The organism is Yokenella regensburgei ATCC 49455, assembly GCF_000735455.1.
Taxonomy (GTDB): domain Bacteria; phylum Pseudomonadota; class Gammaproteobacteria; order Enterobacterales; family Enterobacteriaceae; genus Yokenella; species Yokenella regensburgei.
On the sequence record NZ_JMPS01000039.1, the window covers coordinates 34,410 to 55,940 of the forward strand.

Below are 21,531 nucleotides of genomic sequence, written 5' to 3' on the forward strand. Positions count from 1 at the left end.
TATCCCGTGCGGATTTTATAGCCACAAAAGTGCGGGGGATAACGATGAAATTCGATCGAATCGATCGACAAAATCGATCGTCGTTTAAACAGTGATATTTATCGAAAAGCCCCACAGGGCTTATCGACAGTCTGGCTTTGCTTCTGGAGGATGGTATGTATCTCAAAATTTGCTGAAAAGCAGGATGAGACAGATTATGTAGGTTTTCGTTTCTGGCGGGCATTATCCGTTGAAATGTGTACCAACAGACGATAGCTGGTGGAATGCTACCGGTAATGTGAACTGCAGGGCTGAATATGCGCCAGCATACTCTTAGGATGATGAATCAAAATCTGGCTTATTTCTTTATTTTCGAGAACCCCTGACTTTTGCTTTTTCCTGGCATAACAAAAATCAGCTTTGACAGCGTGTACAGGTGTAAAACAAACACTTTGTTATTAATTTTATTTATATCTGAGGATAGTCCCTGAAGTATGTCCGCTCCATTATAATCATCATAAATGAATAACTCATTTTTTTTGTCATCGTGGTATGGGCTGACCTCATAGAGGCACCTGTCTCCGGCAACACCTCCTTTTGATAAACGAGGACCAATAAAATCTTCTGTTATTATAAAGTAACGAACACTTCCTTTGATCCCTTGTTTTTTCAAAACATTGAACCATGTTTTGTTTATCGATAATCCAGCCACATGGTTGAAATCTCTTTCTTTGAAGTAGAGAGTGAAATGAAGATAGGGGTATCCATCACGACGCCGAAGGAGAACCCAGAAATATGCAGTTATATGTGAGTATAATGCTAAGGATTTAAAGTTATTAATGAATTTTGTTGCTAAATCCTTAATGTCTTTATTATGGGTATCGGACGAGTGGTGTTTATGCGTGTTTTTATCAACATCCAGAGAAAAGCAAATATACCCTGCTTTAGGATGAAATCTTAGCACTTCGTAATGATAGTCTTTCAGACTTTGATATGCCGACATTTTTTTATAGATACACTGCCTTGTTGCAGCAATAAATTCTTCTTTGTATTCTGAGAACCAGCCACCTGAGAATATGATCTTACCATCCGTCATTCCCTCATAGTAGTCATATAATTCAGCAATGAGATCTACGGGTTTTTCTCTAACGCTGTCATTGTAAAAAAGGCACCAGGTATTTACCAGCATGTTCAGGTGTCCTCTGTCTCGCCTTATGTTCTTATGCATGTCAGATTTCCTGGGGTAGAGGAACCTGAAATCGTCCATCATGTTGTAAGCCTTCATCTGGTTTCCTTTTCAACAGGCAGCAGGTGCGTAAGTCACTATGACCTTATAACATAACCGCGCCATAAGTAACATTTGTTGTGGTAAAAAATGGCATGACTTGTAGGGAAAACCAATGAGAATAAGGGGTGAGGTGTACTATAGCTGCATACCGGGTTTATGCGGCTTATCTGCTGTGTATCGTGGGGATTGTTCGTGCCCGCAGGCAGTTTCGGATTCTGACTGGTAAAGTACTATACCAGATAAAAGGCTGTCACAGGAGAACCCGGACTGGTATTAAGAGCAGAGGTGCAAGGTGGTTTATACCGGTTCATTGAGGACCCGGCAGTAAAGGACAGCGATTGTTACATGGTACAGGGCGTGGAGATTGATAAGTTATTTTTTACCAGACTGACAAACAAATATGTGACAAAAATACCAGGGCATTGACGTGAAACCGCCCTCAGTTGTTACTCCCGCCATGAACCTGTCATCGTCTTAGACTGGTCGTAAGCACTCCTGGTGAAACTCAATAGATTACTGTTCTGAAGTGACAAAAAATGCTGTATTGCTGACTGACTAACTTGAGAGTGATATGGTTCTGTTAAAAATACAAAAGCTATCGTGTAAGACCTGTTTTTACCTTTGAGAGTTTAGCTTCTTGTGTTGGTAATAGTATTATATGTCTTCTCTGATTGTATTTATCTTTTCTGATTAAAGCATGCATCATTACCACTCTTAGGTAAGATTAAATTACATTATAGTGACTAATACATGTTCAATTATAATCTATTTATAACATAACCTCTCACAACATTAAATTCCATTGCTCTATTTCCAGTAAGCATGCTCCCGTATACCTAGCAGTTGATGCGAATTACTGTTCATCAGTTCTCTTGATTGCCAGTTGAATGATATCGCCGGGTATGTTAAATGATTCCTCATTGTAATTATGATTGTGTATCTCAATATCTAAAAACCCAATAAGAAATCAAGTCATGAACAATGTAATTAGTAACCAAATGTAGGATCTTTAATGACCACTCAGGTTTATTTCTATAACTGTCCTGTTAAGCAATGTAATTAATTACCTGGCTCGCGGTTTGTATGTGCTACGTGCAGACTGCCTTCGCTGACTGACTGTGAAAATCCCCATTCGCTTTCGTTGCTAGCCCACCTGTTGCCAAATAATACCAGGAGTTCCGCTATGTTTAATAACGCATTACTGGACCATCGTCATGCCCCGTTTAATTCACGCTATTTAGAACGACTGGAGAATGTCATAGCTTCCGCTCTGACTGAGTATCCCCGAACCTTTGGCCTCAGGGTAGATTTACGATTCTCCCCTGAATGGGCAGCAGACGACAGTATCTGTTGTCACCCTGATACCTCATCTAACGTCATGGCGCGTTTTACGCGTTCTCTGATAGCAAAGATCGACCATTATCGTCAACAACGTTGCCAGCAGGGCCTGCGGGATTATTCTTGCAGGTTACGTTATTTCTGGGTCAGGGAAACAGATTCATCACAACACAGCCACTACCACGCGCTACTGTTCTTCAACAAAGACTTATTCCGGTCTCTGGGGGCGGCGGGACACAACAGCCTGTGGAACATGATACAGGAAGCCTGGCTGAGTGCACTGGGGTTAACGGATTACCCTGAATACCGCTCGCTAGTCCATTTCCCTCAAAGTGGCTCTTACATTCTTGAGCGTGACAAACCCGTATTTCGTCAGCAGTACGAAGACCTGGTCTTCCGTGCGAGTTACCTGGCAAAAGAGCGGACTAAACATTACTCCGCTGATACACGTTCCATGGGCGCCAGTCAGGGGTAGGCTGGCTGCACAGTCGTTCTGGCTGTAATACGGTATTTTTTTACAGGCATTCCCAATCCTCTGAAGGAGTACCGGCGTGCAATAGAACTCAACCACACCGAACTCCTCCCGTCATTCATTTTCAGAGGGAGAGATTCCATGACCACAGCCACTAACCCCATTCTTTGCGCAGAAGACCCGCTCATCGATATGGCCTTCATCACGACGTACACCGGCATGACTGACAAATGGTTCTACCAGCTGATTAGTGACGGCAAATTTCCTAAGCCCATTAAGTTAGGGCGCAGCTCCCGCTGGTACAAAAGTGAAGTGGAATCCTGGCTGCGCCAGCGCATTGCTGATTCCCGTGGAGCCTGAGCAGAGGAGAAAGCTGAATGGAAAAACGACGTCGTACTCAGCCATGGAAAATACCCCCACGCTGGACGTGTGCCCGTTGCCAGCGACGTTACTGTGGTGCCGGACCCTGTCCCGTGTGTTTTCGTCCCTCCGGCACACCTGCACAACCGTAACCTGTCTGTAGCCCGGTCCCGGTCATCGCCGCTACCGACCCGCTAACGCATAACTCAACCGCCCTTCGCACCCTGCCATGCTGCCCGTACCGGGACGGCTAACGCCTGCGTGTCGTCTGGCGGTAAGGACCTGAACGATGTACGCAAAATCTTTTATCGGCCTCGACGGCAATGGTCTGCTGGCCGGTGCCAGAACCGCGCAGACCGCCCCATACGACCGCTATTGCTGCCATCTCTGCGGCAGCGCCCTGCAGTATCACCCTGAATACCAGACCGAACGCCCGTGGTTTGAACACCGGTACGACACTCTGACGGAGAACGGGCGACAGCACTGCCCGTATGTCAAACCGGAGGCGAAAGAAACCCGCCATATCCGGCAACTGCAATGGTATGTACCAGAGGCCCGTCCGCTGGTTCAGCGCGCCGACTGGCACTGTTCTGGCTGCGGCATCTGTTACCACGGTGAACGGTACTGCCTGAGCTGTCGTACCGGCGAATACAGCCAGGAGCAAGTTGACCCTGTAACCAAAGCAACGGAGATGACGGTATGCGCATACTGAAATGTTATCTCGCGAACGATGCTTCAGGCCGCTTCGTCACGGCAGATGATGCCGCGAGAGCGCCGGGCGGCGTATGGACCTGTGCGTCCTGTGGTTGTGTGCTGTACCTGCTGACGGGCTTTGGTGAGAAGCCCTGGTTTGAGCACGACCAGCAGACGGTGGCCGAACATGTGCTGATGAACTGTGCGCATCTGGATCCGGAGGTCAAAGCCGAAGCCCGACGCCGGAGATTGCGCCGCCTCATTGGTGGGCTGGATGCACCGGTGGTATCGCTTGCCTGGTACTGCGCGTGGTGTGGTAACCATTATCAGGGCGTGAAGTATTGCGCACGCTGCCTGACCGGCATTTACAGCATCGAAGAAGCGAACTGGCGGATGAATTACTGCTGCAACACACTCCCCGGATAAGTCCTGTACTCACCTTCTGTATCAGATATTTACCGTGTGACCTGAATCAACAAAAGAGAACCTTCATCGTGAATCATTCTTGTTCTGAGATTGCTGGTGCTGACAGTAGCACACCGACCACCATTCGTATGTTTTTACAACAGGCCATTGACCATTACCCACGACTGGCGGCGTTCAGCTTTACACTGGGATTACCCTACCGCGAGAGCGTGGCCGATTATCGCTCTTTAATTCTGCGTTTTCACACTGAGGTCTGGCAGCGGATAGGCGAATATTCGTGGCAACGCCAACAGGCGCGTAAGAATTCACCGCCGACGCTGTTACGCTGGGTGTGGGAGTCGGCCAGTGCTCCACAGTGCAGGATGGTGCTTCTGCTCAATCTCGATACGCTGGGGAAAGCCCACGATGAAAGCGCTCAGCAGGCGATAAGCGAAATGTTCAGCGACGCATGCCTGACGGTAACTGGCGCGGAACGCAATGGCGTAACGAATATAACGCCGGTTATTCTCAACCGTTCATGCCGGGGTGCTTTCGCAACTCCATTTAACCAGCTGAAAGCGAAAGTACAGGAAATGAGGACTCCATTGACCACGGCGCGAACGGGCGCTGTCAATACCTGAATACCGTATGAGACTGGCCGGGGACGTTTCCGGCATCGTTCCGCTGCTTCAGTTGCAGGATGATGTCTGAATCGCTCATGGTCTGGCATCCCACCCCGATCGCGTTTTGGTCAGCCCCGGTTCGTCCTGAGTGGGGGACGCATTCAGTACGGTTGCACTGCTGCCCGGGATGACGTTATCGCCTGGAGTCCAGGAGGGAACAGGGGAACATTGCTGCGGCAGGTCATTGAAAAACTCAGCAATATTTAACGCCGATTCAGGGAGGGGCGGTAAGGTAAGTGTGTCATTCCAGCAAAACCAACCTTGTGAGTAAGAACGATATCGCTTCTGTTAACCCCGCCTCATCCCTGTGTGTGGCGCGGGGATTTTTTGCTTTTTTGTATCTGACCATCAGAAGCATCAGCATTCAGTGCCTGACAGAATGTAACACTATTAACATATTGAATGATAACGACACGAAATTTTAACTTTTAGTAATTGTGTGGTTATTGTCGGGTGTTTAGTATACGCGTCGGCTCTCTGAATATATGGCTGCAATGAGTTTTCTTTCTGCAATAACCAGACTGCAATAACCAGAGAACACATTCGCATGAGCGCTGAATATCCTTCTGCCTGACGCAGGGTAAATGACAATGGAGGGCAGCGCTCAGCCGAATGCAGATACCTTAACAGATAAGTGCATTCTTCCGGTAAGCCCGTCGGGCTGTACGTGTGCTTATCTGTTGCGGTGGATCCCACTCTGCGTGGGGCGCAAACAGCATGACACCCTGTCAGGTGGTTGAGTTTAAAAAAGTGCGCAAGCCACGGGGGCTGACCAAAGGCTTACTGAGAGGCACTCAGCACCGCAACACTTCATTTTAGCCAACAGAGACGGGGCATTTTCAGGGACAGGCTTCAGGAGCATTGATGGAAATCGACTTATCACAGGCCACGGAGAGCCCCGGCGCTATCCTTAATGCCACGCCATCACCTGCAGAACAGCGCGTCAAAGAGAATGCGCCGGGTAGCGAGGCCATCGCCTCCGCGCCAGAAGACAAATATGGCGGTTTCTTCAGCCATTCCGCGCCCCCCGATGACAATGACCCTGATTACCGCTTTACGTTGCGTGGCAACAGCCTGAACCCCATTATTGATGCCGCCACGCCCCTGTTTGGCATGGTTATCCGTATCCGGGCGCTGACCCTGTATGAAGATGTCACCCGACTTTATCAACAGGTTTCGAATGAGATTGAAGCCATTGAGCAGGAACTGAAGCATCAGGGGTACGGGCATAGCGTGCTGCTGCCGTTCCGTTACATGCTGTGCACGTATATCGACGAAGCGGTGATGGCGCATGAGTGGGGGAGCCAGAGCGAGTGGTCGAAAAACTCGCTGTTGTCGCAGTTTCATGGTGAGACCTGGGGCGGCGATAAGGTGTTTACCGTTCTCGATAAATTGCAGACCGAACCACAGCGTTACCGTGACATCTTGGAATTTATGCTGCAGTGCCTGATGCTGGGCTTTAAAGGCCGGTATGCCGTCATCCCGCAGGGCGACAGCGAACTACGGGCTATCACACAGCGTCTTCACCATCTTCTGTACCCACAACCCACGTCCCATCACCCTGTACGCTTTGTTGACGATACGCAACCGCCTCCTGGTGCCTGGCCTCTGCCGCGACAAACGTCGCTGTGGGTCATCCCTTGCGCAGGTCTGTTGCTGATGGCGGTCGTGTTCGGCATCTCTCACCACCTTCTTCATCAACAGACGCTTGATGTGCTCCATCAGTTAGGGGAGTTACTGAAGTGAGCCGCATGAGCTCCATCCTGAAAAAAACAGTGTCCCCTGTCTCCTGGGGAGCTATACGCATCAGGCCGTCATGGTGGCTTGCCGCAATGGTGCTCTGGATTGTTGTTCTGCTGACAATCTGGTGGACGGGGCCGTATCTGGTCATACAGGGGGCATTTCCCTTTGCGGGCCTCTGGCCCCGCATGATCTTCACCCTGTTCTGGTTGTGGCTGCTCTGTGTGGCTATCCTTGGGCGCTTCTGGTATCGGATCCGTCGGCAACGGAAGCCGGGAGCCAGACCACAGGCCATTGAAAAGCAGCAGCGTTTCCTGAATGCCTGGCTGCTGGCTCTGAACCAACAGTCTGCTTCCCATAACAACCGACCGTGGTTTCTGATGCTGGGGCTGCCCCGCAGCGGTAAAAGTAGCCTGCTGCAGCGAGCCTGCCCGGCAAGCAAACTCAACGCCCGTCTGAACCATGAGTTAGCGACGTTGCATAAAGGCCAGAAGGTCGATTGCTGGCTGGGGGATGAGGCAGTGGTTGTCGATCCTGACGGGGATTTGCTGTTTCAGCCTCAGATGAGTGGCGAAGACGACGCCAGCCCGGATGCCCGACTCTGGCACCATCTGCTGGGCTGGCTGACGAACCGCTGCAGCCGACAGCCGCTCAACGGACTGGTCCTGATGCTGGATGTGGCGTGGCTGTCAACCGCCGGTGCCACCCGTCGACGCCACTGTGCGCAGCTGCTGCGTGAGCGCCTGCAGGACATCGCATCGACCACGCATACCCGGCTGCCAGTGTATGTGGTGATTACTCATGTGGATAACCTGGACGGCTTCAGCGCATTCAGTCAGCAACTGGATCCTGCCGCCCGACAGTCACTACTGGGCGTTCGTTTCAGCACGGAAGCCCTGCAGGACAGAGGCTACCCGGATGATATTGCCGCCTTTATTGATCTCTGGCTGAACGACCTGACCGGATTTCTGCGCGCCACGTCACTGGCACATACCGGCAATGACTCAGCGGTCAGTGCCTTTCTGTTTATCCGACAACTGGCGGGGCTGAAACCATTTATTCAGACGCTACTCGAAGAGATTGTGCCGGACGACAGTGCAGCCTTGTTTCCGCTGCAGGGGCTGTGGCTGAGTTCGGTTTATCAGCAGGGCGTGACGTCTGATGCCTTTGCGGATGCGGTATCCCGCCGTTATTCTCTTCCTGTCCCCCTTCATGCCGCCACGCAGGGTGACTCCACCACCTTTTTTGTTCGCGATTTCTTTACCCGGATAGTATTTCCGGGGGCAAACCTGACCGGGGAGAACCGGCAGTATCAGCGTACGCGACGTCGCCGTATGGCGATGCTGTCCGGGGTAACCCTGCTGGCGGTTGTGCTGTCGCTTATGACTCTGCACCATTTCTACCGGCTGAACGCGACGGCAGGCCATCAGGTGCTGACCCGCGTACAACGATTCAGCGCAACAGACGAACGGGCCACACCGCAAACGTCGCCCGTCAGTCAGCTACCGCGCCTGAATCTTATTCGTGAAGCCGCCCTCTCTTACGGTGATTATCGCAGCAGAAATCCCCTGTTTGCCGATATGGGGCTGTATCAGGGAGCGCGTATCGGCCCCTGCGTGGAAACATCCTACCTGGCATTACTGCAGCAGCAGTTTCTTCCTGCTGTGCTGGCGGGGCTGGTGCAGGATCTGCAGCAGGCACCAGCGGCCAGCGAAGAAAAAATGTCGGTACTGCGCGTCATGCGCATGACGGAAGATGCCTCCGGGCGCAGCATTCCGCTGGTGGAGCAGTATATGGCCTGGCGCTGGCAAAAGGCGTTTCCGGAACAGGGGCAGGTCCAGCAACAGCTGATGCAGCATCTGGATTATGCCCTCAGGCATACCGACTGGCATCAGGCCCGGTCACAAAAAGTACCTGCTGCTGTTTCTGCCTGGAAGCCGTTTGCACAACCTGTTGCCGACGCACAGCAGGAGCTGAGCCGCCAGCCATTGTATCAGCGGATGTATCAGGGGCTGATGGTGCGGGCCACCGCGACGTTGCCACCGGATTTACGGGTACAGGATGAAACCGGCCAGAGTTTTGACAGCGTGTTTGTGCTGCGGGATGCGCATGCCGGTACGGTGCCTCGTCTGTTTACCTGGTCCGGCTACCGTGATTTTTTCCGGGGCCAGAATAGCACGCTGTTTGATTTGACCGGGCTGGATGCGTGGGTGCTGGGGCAACATGAACAGGTTCAGCTCAGCGAGGCCGATCGCAGTGAGATTCAGCGTCAGGTGAGTGATCGCTACATCAGCGACTATACCGGTCACTGGCAGAAACTGTTATCCGCGCTGGATATTCAGCCGTTTGATTCACCTGAGCAGGCGCTGTCGGTACTGAATACCATTACCGGCGATGAACAGCCTTTCCGGCATATTGTCTCCCTGCTGAGCGATAACACCGCCGTTCGCCCACTGACCGGAAAAGGGGAAGCACAACAGCGTGACACCCTCAGCCGGATAGCGCGTCCGTTTACCCAACTGGACGACACCCTGAAAGGCCACGGGGACAGTGCGCCGCTTATCCAGGGCGTAAACCAGCAGCTCATTGCCCTGGCGCAGTGGCTGGAGCAGATCAACAGCGCAGGCGATCCGGGGGCCGCTGCCTTTAAGGCCCTGCAGTTGCGCCAGAGCGATCCGTATAAGGATCCGGCTTTCAGCCTGCAACAGTATGCGCGAGGGTTGCCTTCGCCACTGGATCGCTGGGTCAGCCAGATTGCGACACAGGTCGCTGATGTGACGACGTCGCTTGCCATGTCATCCCTGAACCAGGCCTGGAGTGAGCAGGTCCTGACCCCGTTTAACGACACCCTGGCCGATCGCTATCCCTTCAACCCGACCTCTTCGCAGGATGCGTCCCTGTCTGAAGTGACCCGTTTCCTGGCCCCCGGCGGCACGCTGGACGGTTTTTACCAGACGCAACTCAAACCGCTGCTGGACAGCGGCGTCCTGAAACAGGAAACGGGCAACGCCAGTCTGCAGGAACTGATACGCCAGCTTGCACAGGCGCAGTTGATCCGGGATGCGCTGTTCAACGCTCAGGGCCAGCCGGAAGTGCACTTTGTGGTGGAACCCATTGAGCTGACCGCGAATAAACGCCGTGGCGTGCTGAACCTTGATGGTCAGCGGGTGGAGTACAGCCACGGGCTGCGGCAGAAAGTGCCGCTGGTCTGGCCGAACGCCCTGCGTGACGGGGCAGAAAGCAAGCTGACGCTGATACCGGATGATGGCACCCGCTCACCGCGGAGCCTGGGCTTTACCGGACCGTGGGCGATGTTCCGCCTGCTGGATGCGGCCAGCCGGACGCAGGTCAGTCGCGGTTCGTTTGATGTGCGCTTTGGCGTGGATGACGGTGCCATGACCTGGCGGGTCTGGAGCGACGCTGACCACAGCCCGTTTTCCACGGGTCTGTTCAGCCAGTTCCGTTTACCGGAAACACTTTATTAGTACCGGGCCACGCTGAGACGATCATACCCGGCGGATAAACAACACAACAGACAGAAAAGGAGCGTTATGTGACAGAGAGCAACGGATTACGCTTTACCGTTAATGTGGGTACGTTACTGGAAAGCACCTTTGGCGTGGTGGATTTCACGCTGGAAGAGCGGATGAGTGAACCCTTTGCACTGAAGCTGAGTCTGGCAAGCCCGCAGACCGGGATTGATTTCGGGGAGGTGCTGGACCAGTCGTGCGAGCTGATGGTCTGGTACAACGGCGAACTGCAGCGGCGGGTGAGCGGCATTGTCAGCGATTTTGCGCAGGGCGATACCGGGTTTCAGCGTACCCGCTATGAGGCTGTCGTGCGACCGGCGCTGTGGCGCACGGGACTACGCACCAACTGCCGGATTTTCCAGGTGAAAAAGCCGGAGGATATCATCGGGGAAATTCTTGAAGAGGCGGGCATTCTGGACTATGCCTTCTCGCTGCGTCAGAACCATGCCGCCCGCGAATACTGCGTGCAGTACCGGGAAAGCGATCTGGATTTTATCACCCGTCTGGTAGCCGAAGAAGGGATGTATTTCTTCCACGAATTTGAAGCGGGTAAGCACCGGGTGGTGTTTGCCGATCATGCGGGTGCCGTGGTGAAGAAAACCGATCCGTTGTTCTTTAATCTGGCAAATCAGGGGCTTGAACAGGGGGCGTATGTCCGCCAGTTCAGCTACCGTGAAGCGGTAAAAACCTCATCCGTGGAGCTGCGGGACTACAGCTTTAAAAATCCGGCCTACAGCCAGTCGAACCAGAAAATCAGTAACGATCTGGCGCATCAGCGCCAGACCTATGAGCACTACGACTATCCGGGGCGTTACAAGAGCGGGGAAAGCGGTAAGGCGTTTAGCGCATACCGGCTGGATGCACGACGGGCCGGAGCCATGATCGGTCAGGGGAAGTCAAACTGCGCGGATCTGCGTCCGGGTCTGCAGTTTTTGTTATCAGAGCACCTGAACGACGCGTTTAACGCCTGGTGGCAGGTGGTGTATGCGAAGCATGAGGGTAAACAGCCGCAGGCGCTGGAAGAGGAAGCCGGTGACCAGGCCACCACCCTGACCAACGTCTTTGACGTGATGAAAAGCGGCAGCGTCTGGCGTACTGAAATGACGGCACGTCCGATGGTGGACGGCCCGCAGATAGCGACCGTCACCGGCCCGGCGACCGAAGAAATCTACTGCGACGAATACGGGCGCGTGAAGGTAAAGTTTCCGTGGGACCGCTACGGCAACAATGACGATCTGAGTTCCTGCTGGGTGCGTGTCACCCAGGCCTGGGCGGGTGGCCGTTATGGCATGGTCGCCCTTCCCCGCGTGGGGCATGAGGTGGTGGTGAGTTTTCTGGAAGGGGACCCCGATCAGCCGATTATCACCGGGCGCACGTATCACGCCACCAACCTTGCCCCCTATCCCCTGCCGGTGAATAAAACCCGCATGGTGCTGCGTTCAGACACGGTTCAGGGGAAAGGCTATAACGAACTCTCCTTTGAAGACAAGGCAGGGATGGAGCAAATCTACCTGCACGGACAGCGGGATATGAACGTTGATATTCTGAATAATATCAATGAAATCACGGGAAATGATAAAACCGAACATATCAAAAACAACCTGTTTACCACCGTCGATAATGAATATCGCCTGCTGGGTAAGCAGGATATCTCACTGAATGGCGGTGCGGATATTCATCTGCAGGCAAAAAACAGCCTCTATGCGCAGAGCCAGCATGACATGCGCCTGATGGCAGGCAAAAAGGCGGTGATTGAATGTGGTGAGTCGCTGACGCTGATAGTTGGCGGGCACTATATCACCATTGACCCTACGGGGATCACCAGCAGCGATGCCATTGGCCTGGGAAGTGGTGCGCCGGGACAGGTGGGCGACTGGAACGGAAAATTACCGGATGTGCCGGGAATACCCGCTGAGCCACCCCCGCCGACACCGGCTGCGCTGTTGCCGGTCACCGGTGAACTGAAACCGCTGTGCCTGAGCTGCATGATGAAGGCGGCCAGCAGCGGGCAGACGCTGGTCATCAGGGGGCAGAGCTGATGCACCATCTCACGACAGAACAACTCGCAGATATTCCGGCAAAGCGCCTGTACGCGCTGGTGTGCGGTCTGCAGTACGAGCGCGCTTTCGGGCGTGAACTCAGCTATGACAAAGAAACCGTCTTACCGTTGTTCAATACCTTTCCCGATACGCAGATTGCCTGGGCCGGACCGTGGCTTATCAATATTGCAGACATGCCTGAACGGGAGGATGAGCTGATTCAGCTGGAACAGCAGTTTCCCGCCGTGTCGTGGCTGGAAACCCGGACGGATTTTACCGTGCTGGCCGCTCACCTGGCCTCCCTGCTCAATATCCTGCTGGATGACGGTCAGGTGGCGCTCTTTCGTTATTACGACCCCGGCGTACTCCATTCGATAAACACTATCCTCTCAGAGGAACAACGGGCGCATTTTTTAATGGGGATTGAGCAGTGGCATTACCGGCATAACGGCGAGCATTTTACGCTGACGCCTTTTGATACCGTGCAGGAGAAACGATGAAATTTAGTGCAAAGCAGCTGCAGGCGGTGTCTGCCAGGGAAGATGAAAAATATATCGACGGTATCGTTCGAGAGGCCGAAGCGGACCCCCGTTTCGAACTGAAAGACCCGGCCACGCTGAAGACGCGTTTGACGGAGGCGCTTCAGTATGCCCGACAGATACATCTCGACGACCCGAACCTTCTGCATTCCTTTTTGTATATGGAGGCCTGCCAGCCGGGGCTGACGGCCTCACCGGCAATACGCAAAGCGCTGGAAGAAACGGACGACCCGAATCAGCGCTGGCGGGACATGATGAACGCCGCTGTCAATTTAGCCAAAAGGAAATCATAGCGTATGCTTATTGTTATACCTGCCCTGGTGGAAGGGGCTGAAGCGCTGGCCGCTGCGCTTGGCATCACCATTGGCGCTGGCGTGGCAAGCCAGATGGTGAATGAAGGTGAGAAAGAAGAAACCGCCGGAAAAGTCACAGCGGCAGAATCCACTAAACCCTGCGAGAAATGTCCTGCTATTCCCCTGGTCTCGCCCATTCAGGCACCGTTTAGTGAAAAACAAGAAGTCAGTCTGAATTATCAGATGCGTATCTGCGGCACCTACAGCATGCATAACAGCGATGGTACAACTACCGTAGAAGAATACGCATTTCGTCACCCGGCACTGACAAATTCGACAAAGCAGGTGAAGTTTGATGGCTGGAAACCGGCCGAGTGCCTGTTTTTAGAGGCTAAGGGGCAATATGACCAGTTTTTTGAGAAGAGTGGTAAACCGAAAAAATGGTGGTCTAAAGTAGATGAACCGATTAATGAAGCCTTTAGGCAGCAAAATGCAATAGAGCTTTGTGAAAATGTACCTCAATGCCACTGGCATTTTATGCAGCCTATCAGCTACGCATATTATTCAAAAGCCCTCCAAAACTATCCCGCGCTAACCATCATGCTAACACCGTAGGAAACCATCAAGATGAATAACATTGAAATCATGATGTATACAAAAGAAGCCGAAAACAGCATAGATACTATTCTCAATCGACTTCAGGAGTTAACCACTATTATTTCCTTAACAAATGGTAATGTGGACTGGTATTTACCTGGTGACTCGAAGGAAGATGCCATGAAGAAAAAAGTAATCAGCAACGGAATGCTGACTACTGAGGCTAAACAACTTCTGACTGAGCATGTTAAAGAAGACTTTCCCGGAGTTATAGTGCGTATATGGAATGAGCGTGATGACTCGATCCTCATCCAAAACTATATACAGGGGAATCTGGATTTATATGTTTACACTATTGAATATCAATATGTTAGTGAACATGAGGCAATGAATTTTTCGTCCAAGGTCATGATAAAACTGATCGATTCAATAAATCCCCACATCGTGCAATTAGAAACCAATGACTACAGTTTGCATCAGTCTAAGGTATTCCCGGACCGTCTCCCTGTAGGCTGGATGTTCTACATCGATAAAAGCTACGATGAAAAGACACTGAATCTTCCTAAACAGATGCACACCATAAAACGAGATGGTCAGCCTGTCGGCACGTTGTTCGTAACCAAACGAGATTTCTTTGATGGCTCCAGCAAGGCCGACATCACGTTATCCAACGATCTTGAGATCGCGCTGGTGGCGCATGAAGTTCTGCCAACGTACAAAAAAATATTCTAATAGTTCAAGGATGTAGAGCGAATGATATTTGCTGCAATTCCGGCATTAGCAGAAGCCGCTGAAGCGCTGGCCGCTGCGCTTGGCATCACCATTGGCGCTGGCGTGGCAAGCCAGATGGTGAATGAAGGTGAGAAAGAGGATGCAGCCGGAAAAGTCACAGCGGCTGAATCCACTAAACCCTGCGAGAAATGCCCGGCTATCCCCTGGGTTTCGTCGATTCAGGAGCCTTTCAACGGTAGCGAGACCAGCCTGAACTATCAGATGCAGGTCTGCGGTACCTACAGTATGCATAACAGCAATGGTACAACCAGTGTTGAAGAGTATGCCTTCCGTCATCCGGGTCTAAAAAACTCCACAAAGCAAGTGAAGTTTGATGGCTGGAAACCGGCCGAGTGCCTGTTTTTAGAGGCTAAGGGAAAGCTGGACCAGTTTTTTGATAAAAGTGGTAATCCTTGGTACAAGGGAGCTAAAGACGCTTTAGATCAAGCAAGCAGGCAACAAGACGCACTGAATTTATGTGATCGTATCCCCGAGTGCCACTGGCACTGTATGCAGCCTGTTAGTTGCTCTTACTACAAAAGGGCATTGCGTAAACATCCTAATATCACAGTTTTTTATACTCCATAGGTGAGCATATGCCAAAAATCCAATTAACAGTATTTTTTAAAGAGAAAGAATCAACAATTAATTCCATTCTCAATACCATGGGGTTTATGGTGGAATGTTATTCTACATTACGCGGAGATGTAAGTTGGTATCTTACTGGAGAGTCAAAGGAAGATGCCATGAAAAAAGAAGTTTTTAGTGCAGGAAAAAAGACCTCAAATGCACGGGAGTTGTTAGATAAAGATTTAAAAGATGGTTTTCCTTTAGTCGTTGCTTGGGTATGGAATGAAAGTGGCGATATTATTACTGCAACGAATAATATTCAGGCCGATATCAATAATTTCTGCTATGAATTAACTTGTAATACGAATACTGAAGCTGAGGCAATGAATTTTGCCTCTCAGATTGTATTAAAAATAATCGATAAAATTGAACCGCACATCATCCACCTAGAAACGAACGATTATAGCCTGCATGAATCAATGGTCTTCCCTGATCGTCTCCCTGTCGGCTGGATGTTCTACATCGATAAAAACTACGATGAAAAAGTACTGAATCTTCCTAAACAGATGCACACCATAAAACGAGATGGTCAGCCTGTCGGCACGTTGTTCGTAACCAAACGAGATTTCTTTGATGGCTCCAGCAAGGCCGACATCACGTTATCCAACGATCTTGAGATCGCGCTGGTGGCGCATGAAGTTCTGCCAACGTACAAAAAAATATTCTGATGGGTAATGGACATAAACAGCTTGTCATAGATGCAGGCTGTTCCTGTAACAAGTGAAAAAGGAAGTCTGAATGTCAACCGGTTATTTTTTGAGAAAGTACGACAGGACAACGTGCGGCGGGGCGATTTTTCCAAGCCAGGATAAGTTTAACATACTCGGTCTGCCTGTCGTGAGAGCAGGTGACTCCGTGACATGCGGCAAGGATGGTAAGGTTTATCAGATAATGGGATCCGTTCCTAAAATGGCTTACAAAGGCATCGGTCTGGCTGGCTCCATCCACAGTAAGAGTACCTGCCCCTGCATGGCGGAATTGCTTCCCTCCTGCGTAAAGGCCAAATACAGCACCGATCACATGGTACTGAGTCCTTCCGCCATGCGTGCTTCAGTATTTGATTTAGGTCCGCCACAGCATGCGCAAGCCGTGAAGAAAAACAGAATTGGTGTGGATGCAGGGTTTTGTATTATTCCTCAACAATCTACTACCGAATCTTTCGAAGACATTCTCTTTGCAGGGAGGCAACCAGACGGTACACGTGAACTTTATCGCTCTCTAAACGGCGCGGGTAAAGAATACAAGGCGGGGTCTATCCTGCTAGTGGTTGATCCTGACAAGCAGAACAGCGAACAGATAGCCCATATGCAGGCGGCGAAAGCCAGAGTTGATACTGCTCTGGCCCCCCTCTCACATCAGCAAGCCGACTTCCTTTATAAGCATAAAGCAGCGATCGAGATGTTCGCAGCAGCAGCCAGCACGGCGAGTGATACTTACGGGTATTCGGGACAGGTGACCGAAGCCGCAAAGGGATACTTTGAACGGGTTGAAAAAATACTCATTGAGATCGAAAAAACTTACAAAAACCAATACATCACCAGTGGTACATTGATTGGTGAGCAATTTTTCATTGAGCGCCGTCAGTTGTTTTCTCAACTGGATAACGTACTGAAGATGTTCATGAAACATCGTTTTATGTTCAACGAATATGCAGACCTGAAAAGTGCTCTTGGCCTCTCAAGTCGTTCTATTACCCATAAGTGGAACGAGACAGGAGTCAGCGATATCGAGGGCTACGCCACCCACATTGAGAAAGCAGCGAGATATGTGAAGCTGATGGAAACCGCCGGGAAGATTGGACTTGGCTTGTCGGCACTGGATACCGCATCGAAGATCACCGAGGCTTGTACTGTAGGTAGAGATTGCGCCAAAACAGCGTTTACTTCTGTTGGAGGATTTTCTGGTAGCATATTTGCTGGAAAAGTATCCTCAAAGATATTGGCTGGTAGTGCAACTGATACAATATGCTCTGTTATTTTGGGTGCTGCAACTTTTGAAGCAGGTGGTGCAGGAGCTCTACTTTGTACACTTGGCGTAGCTGGTAGCGTTTCATATGGCAGTGACAAAACCCTGAGCGCCATCGGTGACTTTTTGGGCGAAAAATTGTATGAGGTTACCAGTGATGATTAACACAATTGATAAAATATTTATAGTCTCAGGCAGCTCAGGTTTCGTATTTGCTATTGCGAGTCTAATCGCAGGTGCGTTCAATAAAAAGCGGTACAAAGAAATTTGTGAGTTGTACAAGGCTAAATTTGGCGAGTTACCTCCAATGGTTCAGGTATTTGATAATGTTAATACTCTATATGTTGACTTTGCCTACAGCGTAAAAATGCAGTTTATTTTTAGACCGTTACTCTGGAATAAAAGTTCTAACATGACAAAAAATGATGACAAAGATTTTATTCGTGAGTTACCCAAACGACTGATCGTTCCGTTTTACGTTGAACTCTATTTAGGTGTCGTCAGCTTGGTATTCTTCATCATTAGTGGGGTGTTGATGTTGGCGATAAAACACCACTGGTTGTAATTCAACACAACTATCTAGGTTATCGTATAAGCAACGATCGGAATACCATTTGATCACGACATCCAAGGCTTACAAACTCGACAAAGCAACTCAAGTTTGATGGCTGGAAACCGGTGGAGTGCCTGTTTTTAGAGGCAAAGGGAAAGCTGGACCAGTTTTTTGATAAGAATGGTAAACCCTGGTACAAGGGGGGGGGGCGATACAGAGAATCAGGCCAAAAGGCAGCAAGGGGCACTGAATCTGTGTGATGGTATTCCCGAATGCCACTGGCACTGTATGCAGCCAGTCAGCTACGCCTACTATAAAAAATCATTAAATATGCTACCTAATATCACTGTATTCTACACGCCATAGGAGCGCTAAATGATGCAAGTAATGGAGCTGACTTTCTTTATACAAGAAGTTACTAACAACCCTGGCGACATTCTTAACAGATTGAATCAGATAGTTGAATTGTATAATGGAATATGCGGTAAAGAAAACTGGTTCCTGCCCGGAGAATCAAAAGAAGATGCCATGAAATGCAAAATTTTTCATGACGGGGAGTTGTCAGATGATGCAATGCTACTTATGACAAATTATCTGAAAGATGATCTTCCGTTTGTTACATCTGCAATCTGGAGTTTGAATGAAAACTCAATTAAGTTTGGGAACTATATACAAGGTGATGTAAATAAATTTTCATACGAAATAAATCATTGTTATAAAAATGAAGCAGAAGCAATGAATTTCGCTTCTCAATTTGTATTGAAGATAATCGATAAAATTTCACCGCACATCCTACGGCTGGAAACGAATGGATACAGTTTGCATGAATCTCAGGTATTCCCGGACCGTCTCCCTGTCGGCTGGATGTTCTACATAGATAAAAGCTACGATGAAAAGACACTGAATCTTCCTAAACAGATGCATTCTATCAAACGAGAGGGTCAACCTGTCGGTACGTTGTTCGTAACCAAACGAGATTTCTTTGATGGTTCTAACAAAGCAGATATCACGTTATCCAACGATCTTGAGATCGCCCTGGTGGCGCATGAAGTTCTGCCAACGTACAAAAAAATATTCTAATAGTTCAAGGATGTAGAGCGAATGATATTTGCTGCAATTCCGGCATTAGCAGAAGCCGCTGAAGCGCTGGCCGCTGCGCTTGGCATCACCATTGGCGCTGGCGTGGCAAGCCAGATGGTGAATGAAGGTGAGAAAGAGGATGCAGCCGGAAAAGTCACAGCGGCTGAATCCACTAAACCCTGCGAGAAATGCCCGGCTATCCCCTGGGTTTCGTCGATTCAGGAGCCTTTCAACGGTAGCGAGACCAGCCTGAACTATCAGATGCAGATCTGCGGTACCTACAGCATGCATAACAGCAATGGTACAACCAGTGTTGAAGAGTATGCCTTCCGTCATCCGGGACTGGCTAACCCGTCGAAACAAGTGAAGTTTGATGGCTGGAAACCGGCGGAGTGCCTGTTTTTGGAGGCAAAGGGGAAATATGATCAGTTTTTTGATAAAAAAGGAGAACCCTATAGTTGGTTCGAGGGTGACCAGGATATGAAAGATGAGGCCAGAAGACAACAAAACGCGCTGATCTTGTGTGATGAAATTCCTGAATGTCACTGGCATTTTATGGAGCCGGTGAGCTTTGCCTACTACAGCAAAATATTCCGAAAATATCCCCGATTCACTGTGCTCCACACGCTATAGGACAAATCACCTCATGTATAAAATTGAGATAACCCTATTTATCAAAGAAAAGATGAACAGTCTTGATGGAATTCTTAAAAGATTACATCAACTCGTTCAGTTATACACTGAAGAAAATGGCTCTACTGATTGGTTTTTAACAGGAAAAAACAAAGAGGATGCCATGACAAAACTTATTTTTCATGGCAGTGAAATTACCAGTAATGCAATGCAGCTGTTAACAAAAAAACTACCTGACTTCCCACTTGCCGGAACACGGATTTGGAGTGGAAACGATGATTCCATTGAATTCGAAAACTACATCCAAAGTGATATAGCGTGCTTTCAATACAGAATGGTTCATTACGCTACAAATGAAAAAAACGCCTTAAGCTTTACATCTCAAATCGCTTTAAAAATCATTGATAAAATTGAACCACATATATTTCAGCTGGAAACGAATGGATACAGTTTGCATGAATCTCAGGTATTCCCGGACCGTCTCCCTGTAGGCTGGATGTTCTACATAGATAAAAGCTACGATGAAAAGGTACTGAATCTTCCTAAACAGATGCATTCCATCAATCGAGAGGGCCAACCTGTCGGTACATTGTTCGTAACCAAACGAGATTTTTTCGATGGTTCAAACAAAGCAGATATCACGTTATCCAACGATCTTGAGATCGCACTGGTGGCGCATGACATTCTGCCAACGTACAAAAAAATATTCTGATGGGTAATGGACATAAACAGCTTGTCATTGATACAGGCTGTTCGTGTAACAAGTGAAAAAGGAAGTCTGAATGTCAACCGGCTATTTTTTGAGAAAGTACGACAGGACAACCTGCGGCGGGGTAATGTACCCCAGCCAGGACAAGTTTAACATACTCGGTCTGCCTGTCGTGAGGGCAGGTGACTCCGTGACATGCGGCAAGGATGGTAAGGTTTATCAGATAATGGGATCCGTTCCTAAAATGGCTTACAAAGGCATAGGTCTGGCTGGCTCCATCCACAGTAAGAGCACCTGCCCCTGCATGGCGGAACTGCTTCCTTCCTGCGAAAAGGCAAAGTACAGCACCGATCACATAGTGTTGAGTCCTTCCGCCATGCGTGCTTCAGTATTTAATTTAGGTACGCCACAGCATGCGCAAGCCGCACATAAACCCGTTAAGCGTCCAGATGAAAAATTACCTTCTACATGCGCCTGTGATCGAGATATCACTTTGTCTGAATTCAAAAAGATCGCAACAGGCTGCACAAATGAAACTGATTTACAAAATTATCTTGACTTGCTGAACCTCTGGATGCCCTGGAATGGAATTTCCACTTGTCGAGCTAAAACTCATTTTCTGGCTCAGGCATGTTGTGAAACCGGTAATTTCAGTACGATGATTGAGTCAGGAGGAAGCAAAAGATCTTATGCTCCTTATTTCGGAAGAGGAATAATGCAGTTAACAGGTAAAGCTAATTACCAATCATACGAGGTAGAAACCGGAAAAAACCTCACCGATGAGAAAAATAAGGGATATGAGTTAGTATCAACCTTGCCTTATGCATTTCTTTCTGGATTTTGGTATTACTGCACTAAAACAAAATGCCAGATTTATGCTGATGCAGATGATTTTAATAAAGTTGTTGCCGTCATTAATGGTGGCTTCAATGGCTATAATCAAAGATTATCCAGATTTAATGCAATAGCCAAGATATTGGAGTCTGAACATCTCTCTTTATTGGAGGAAGAGAATAAATTCTCTTTTGAGAAAAGTGAGATTTATAAAAATCCAATACAATCATTTTTATGGGGGAAGTGGCATGACCCCAAAGTAACCAAGTGCACAGGAACGGATAAAAATGAAGAAGAAGCTAAAAAAGGCTATGCCAGAGCTAAATATTTAAGAGATGAAAGAAACAAAAAAAGACAAAGAAAGAAGATGATTTCCCGGTTAAAGCCCCGGTAGGGGCTG

The 21,531-nt window shown here is 49.4% G+C and carries 21 protein-coding genes and 1 pseudogene; 21 read left to right on the forward strand and 1 reads right to left on the reverse strand.

Annotated elements, in window-relative coordinates; translation table 11 throughout:
* Nucleotides 1-337 precede the first annotated feature (337 nt).
* Entirely contained in the window at nucleotides 338-1,264 is a 927-nt protein-coding gene (locus tag GYRE_RS11785; protein WP_025203221.1) for a hypothetical protein, read from the reverse strand.
* A 1,186-nt stretch (nucleotides 1,265-2,450) separates the two neighbouring features.
* Between GYRE_RS11785 and GYRE_RS11790 the strand changes: the two genes are divergently transcribed.
* From GYRE_RS11790 to GYRE_RS23235, 21 genes and pseudogenes are all read left to right on the forward strand, one after another.
* Nucleotides 2,451-3,080 carry an inovirus Gp2 family protein gene (locus tag GYRE_RS11790; protein WP_038255438.1) on the forward strand — a complete coding sequence of 210 codons (630 nt, stop codon included), beginning with the start codon at nucleotides 2,451-2,453 and terminating at the stop codon, nucleotides 3,078-3,080.
* Between the two features lie 138 nt (nucleotides 3,081-3,218).
* On the forward strand, nucleotides 3,219-3,437 hold the full coding sequence (locus tag GYRE_RS11795; RefSeq protein ID WP_025203223.1) for a helix-turn-helix transcriptional regulator: 219 nt from the start codon (nucleotides 3,219-3,221) through the stop codon (nucleotides 3,435-3,437).
* A 289-nt stretch (nucleotides 3,438-3,726) separates the two neighbouring features.
* Nucleotides 3,727-4,149: a putative zinc ribbon protein gene (locus tag GYRE_RS11800; protein WP_025203224.1), complete on the forward strand. Its 423-nt coding sequence runs from the start codon at nucleotides 3,727-3,729 to the stop codon at nucleotides 4,147-4,149.
* Nucleotides 4,137-4,556, forward strand: coding sequence for a putative zinc ribbon protein (locus GYRE_RS11805; protein ID WP_025203225.1), 420 nt, complete (start codon nucleotides 4,137-4,139; stop codon nucleotides 4,554-4,556). The genes GYRE_RS11800 and GYRE_RS11805 overlap by 13 nt, the downstream gene beginning before the upstream one ends.
* 68 nt (nucleotides 4,557-4,624) lie before the next feature.
* Complete coding sequence (locus GYRE_RS11810) at nucleotides 4,625-5,176, forward strand: hypothetical protein (RefSeq protein WP_025203226.1); 552 nt, start codon at nucleotides 4,625-4,627, stop codon at nucleotides 5,174-5,176.
* Nucleotides 5,177-6,082: 906 nt separating this feature from the next.
* The gene (gene icmH, locus GYRE_RS11815) at nucleotides 6,083-6,964 is read left to right on the forward strand and encodes a type IVB secretion system protein IcmH/DotU (protein ID WP_025203227.1); all 882 of its coding nucleotides are present in this window, start codon (nucleotides 6,083-6,085) and stop codon (nucleotides 6,962-6,964) included.
* A gap of 29 nt (nucleotides 6,965-6,993) precedes the next feature.
* On the forward strand, nucleotides 6,994-10,443 hold the full coding sequence (gene tssM, locus GYRE_RS11820) for a type VI secretion system membrane subunit TssM (protein ID WP_038255465.1): 3,450 nt from the start codon (nucleotides 6,994-6,996) through the stop codon (nucleotides 10,441-10,443).
* Between the two features lie 68 nt (nucleotides 10,444-10,511).
* Nucleotides 10,512-12,527, forward strand: a complete 2,016-nt coding sequence (locus GYRE_RS11825) for a type VI secretion system Vgr family protein (RefSeq protein ID WP_025203229.1) — start codon at nucleotides 10,512-10,514, stop codon at nucleotides 12,525-12,527.
* Entirely contained in the window at nucleotides 12,461-13,027 is a 567-nt protein-coding gene (locus GYRE_RS11830) for a DUF4123 domain-containing protein (protein ID WP_131631868.1), read from the forward strand. Before GYRE_RS11825 ends, GYRE_RS11830 begins: the two co-directional genes overlap by 67 nt.
* Complete coding sequence (locus GYRE_RS11835) at nucleotides 13,024-13,359, forward strand: hypothetical protein (protein ID WP_025203231.1); 336 nt, start codon at nucleotides 13,024-13,026, stop codon at nucleotides 13,357-13,359. The genes GYRE_RS11830 and GYRE_RS11835 overlap by 4 nt, the downstream gene beginning before the upstream one ends.
* 3 nt (nucleotides 13,360-13,362) lie before the next feature.
* Complete coding sequence (locus GYRE_RS23215; RefSeq protein ID WP_051860951.1) at nucleotides 13,363-13,974, forward strand: Tox-REase-5 domain-containing protein; 612 nt, start codon at nucleotides 13,363-13,365, stop codon at nucleotides 13,972-13,974.
* 12 nt (nucleotides 13,975-13,986) lie between these two features.
* The gene (locus GYRE_RS11845) at nucleotides 13,987-14,688 is read left to right on the forward strand and encodes an Imm52 family immunity protein (protein ID WP_038255440.1); all 702 of its coding nucleotides are present in this window, start codon (nucleotides 13,987-13,989) and stop codon (nucleotides 14,686-14,688) included.
* 21 nt (nucleotides 14,689-14,709) lie between these two features.
* The gene (locus GYRE_RS23220; protein ID WP_051860952.1) at nucleotides 14,710-15,315 is read left to right on the forward strand and encodes a Tox-REase-5 domain-containing protein; all 606 of its coding nucleotides are present in this window, start codon (nucleotides 14,710-14,712) and stop codon (nucleotides 15,313-15,315) included.
* A gap of 8 nt (nucleotides 15,316-15,323) precedes the next feature.
* Complete coding sequence (locus tag GYRE_RS11855) at nucleotides 15,324-16,025, forward strand: Imm52 family immunity protein (RefSeq protein ID WP_081874651.1); 702 nt, start codon at nucleotides 15,324-15,326, stop codon at nucleotides 16,023-16,025.
* A gap of 70 nt (nucleotides 16,026-16,095) precedes the next feature.
* Entirely contained in the window at nucleotides 16,096-17,487 is a 1,392-nt protein-coding gene (locus GYRE_RS11860; protein ID WP_038255444.1) for a PAAR domain-containing protein, read from the forward strand.
* Entirely contained in the window at nucleotides 17,480-17,887 is a 408-nt protein-coding gene (locus tag GYRE_RS11865; RefSeq protein WP_038255446.1) for a hypothetical protein, read from the forward strand. Before GYRE_RS11860 ends, GYRE_RS11865 begins: the two co-directional genes overlap by 8 nt.
* Before the next feature lie 92 nt (nucleotides 17,888-17,979).
* Nucleotides 17,980-18,135 (forward strand): annotated as a pseudogene (locus tag GYRE_RS25295) (Tox-REase-5 domain-containing protein); the annotation flags it as partial.
* Nucleotides 18,136-18,250: 115 nt separating this feature from the next.
* A complete protein-coding gene (locus GYRE_RS23225) occupies nucleotides 18,251-18,955 on the forward strand; it encodes an Imm52 family immunity protein (RefSeq protein ID WP_051860953.1) in 705 nt (234 codons plus the stop codon).
* Between the two features lie 21 nt (nucleotides 18,956-18,976).
* Nucleotides 18,977-19,588 carry a Tox-REase-5 domain-containing protein gene (locus tag GYRE_RS11875; protein WP_038255448.1) on the forward strand — a complete coding sequence of 204 codons (612 nt, stop codon included), beginning with the start codon at nucleotides 18,977-18,979 and terminating at the stop codon, nucleotides 19,586-19,588.
* A 13-nt stretch (nucleotides 19,589-19,601) separates the two neighbouring features.
* Nucleotides 19,602-20,300 (forward strand): Imm52 family immunity protein, encoded by a 699-nt coding sequence (locus tag GYRE_RS23230; protein WP_025203235.1) that lies wholly within the window; start codon nucleotides 19,602-19,604, stop codon nucleotides 20,298-20,300.
* Nucleotides 20,301-20,370: 70 nt separating this feature from the next.
* Complete coding sequence (locus GYRE_RS23235) at nucleotides 20,371-21,525, forward strand: hypothetical protein (protein WP_051860954.1); 1,155 nt, start codon at nucleotides 20,371-20,373, stop codon at nucleotides 21,523-21,525.
* Nucleotides 21,526-21,531 lie beyond the last annotated feature (6 nt).

Bases quoted from the DNA above. Each gene is read 5' to 3' on its own strand.
- GYRE_RS23215 (WP_051860951.1), top strand. From the start codon at position 13,363: ATGCTTATTGTTATACCTGCCCTGGTGGAAGGGGCTGAAGCGCTGGCC.
- icmH (WP_025203227.1), top strand. From the start codon at position 6,083: ATGGAAATCGACTTATCACAGGCCACGGAGAGCCCCGGCGCTATCCTT.
- GYRE_RS11805 (WP_025203225.1), top strand. From the start codon at position 4,137: ATGCGCATACTGAAATGTTATCTCGCGAACGATGCTTCAGGCCGCTTC.
- GYRE_RS23230 (WP_025203235.1), top strand. From the start codon at position 19,602: ATGTATAAAATTGAGATAACCCTATTTATCAAAGAAAAGATGAACAGT.
- GYRE_RS11790 (WP_038255438.1), top strand. From the start codon at position 2,451: ATGTTTAATAACGCATTACTGGACCATCGTCATGCCCCGTTTAATTCA.
- GYRE_RS11865 (WP_038255446.1), top strand. From the start codon at position 17,480: ATGATTAACACAATTGATAAAATATTTATAGTCTCAGGCAGCTCAGGT.
- GYRE_RS23220 (WP_051860952.1), top strand. From the start codon at position 14,710: ATGATATTTGCTGCAATTCCGGCATTAGCAGAAGCCGCTGAAGCGCTG.
- GYRE_RS11795 (WP_025203223.1), top strand. From the start codon at position 3,219: ATGACCACAGCCACTAACCCCATTCTTTGCGCAGAAGACCCGCTCATC.
- GYRE_RS11860 (WP_038255444.1), top strand. From the start codon at position 16,096: ATGTCAACCGGTTATTTTTTGAGAAAGTACGACAGGACAACGTGCGGC.
- GYRE_RS11835 (WP_025203231.1), top strand. From the start codon at position 13,024: ATGAAATTTAGTGCAAAGCAGCTGCAGGCGGTGTCTGCCAGGGAAGAT.
- GYRE_RS11785 (WP_025203221.1), bottom strand. From the start codon at position 1,264: ATGAAGGCTTACAACATGATGGACGATTTCAGGTTCCTCTACCCCAGG.
- GYRE_RS11855 (WP_081874651.1), top strand. From the start codon at position 15,324: ATGCCAAAAATCCAATTAACAGTATTTTTTAAAGAGAAAGAATCAACA.
- GYRE_RS23235 (WP_051860954.1), top strand. From the start codon at position 20,371: ATGTCAACCGGCTATTTTTTGAGAAAGTACGACAGGACAACCTGCGGC.
- GYRE_RS11875 (WP_038255448.1), top strand. From the start codon at position 18,977: ATGATATTTGCTGCAATTCCGGCATTAGCAGAAGCCGCTGAAGCGCTG.
- GYRE_RS11845 (WP_038255440.1), top strand. From the start codon at position 13,987: ATGAATAACATTGAAATCATGATGTATACAAAAGAAGCCGAAAACAGC.
- GYRE_RS23225 (WP_051860953.1), top strand. From the start codon at position 18,251: ATGATGCAAGTAATGGAGCTGACTTTCTTTATACAAGAAGTTACTAAC.
- GYRE_RS11800 (WP_025203224.1), top strand. From the start codon at position 3,727: ATGTACGCAAAATCTTTTATCGGCCTCGACGGCAATGGTCTGCTGGCC.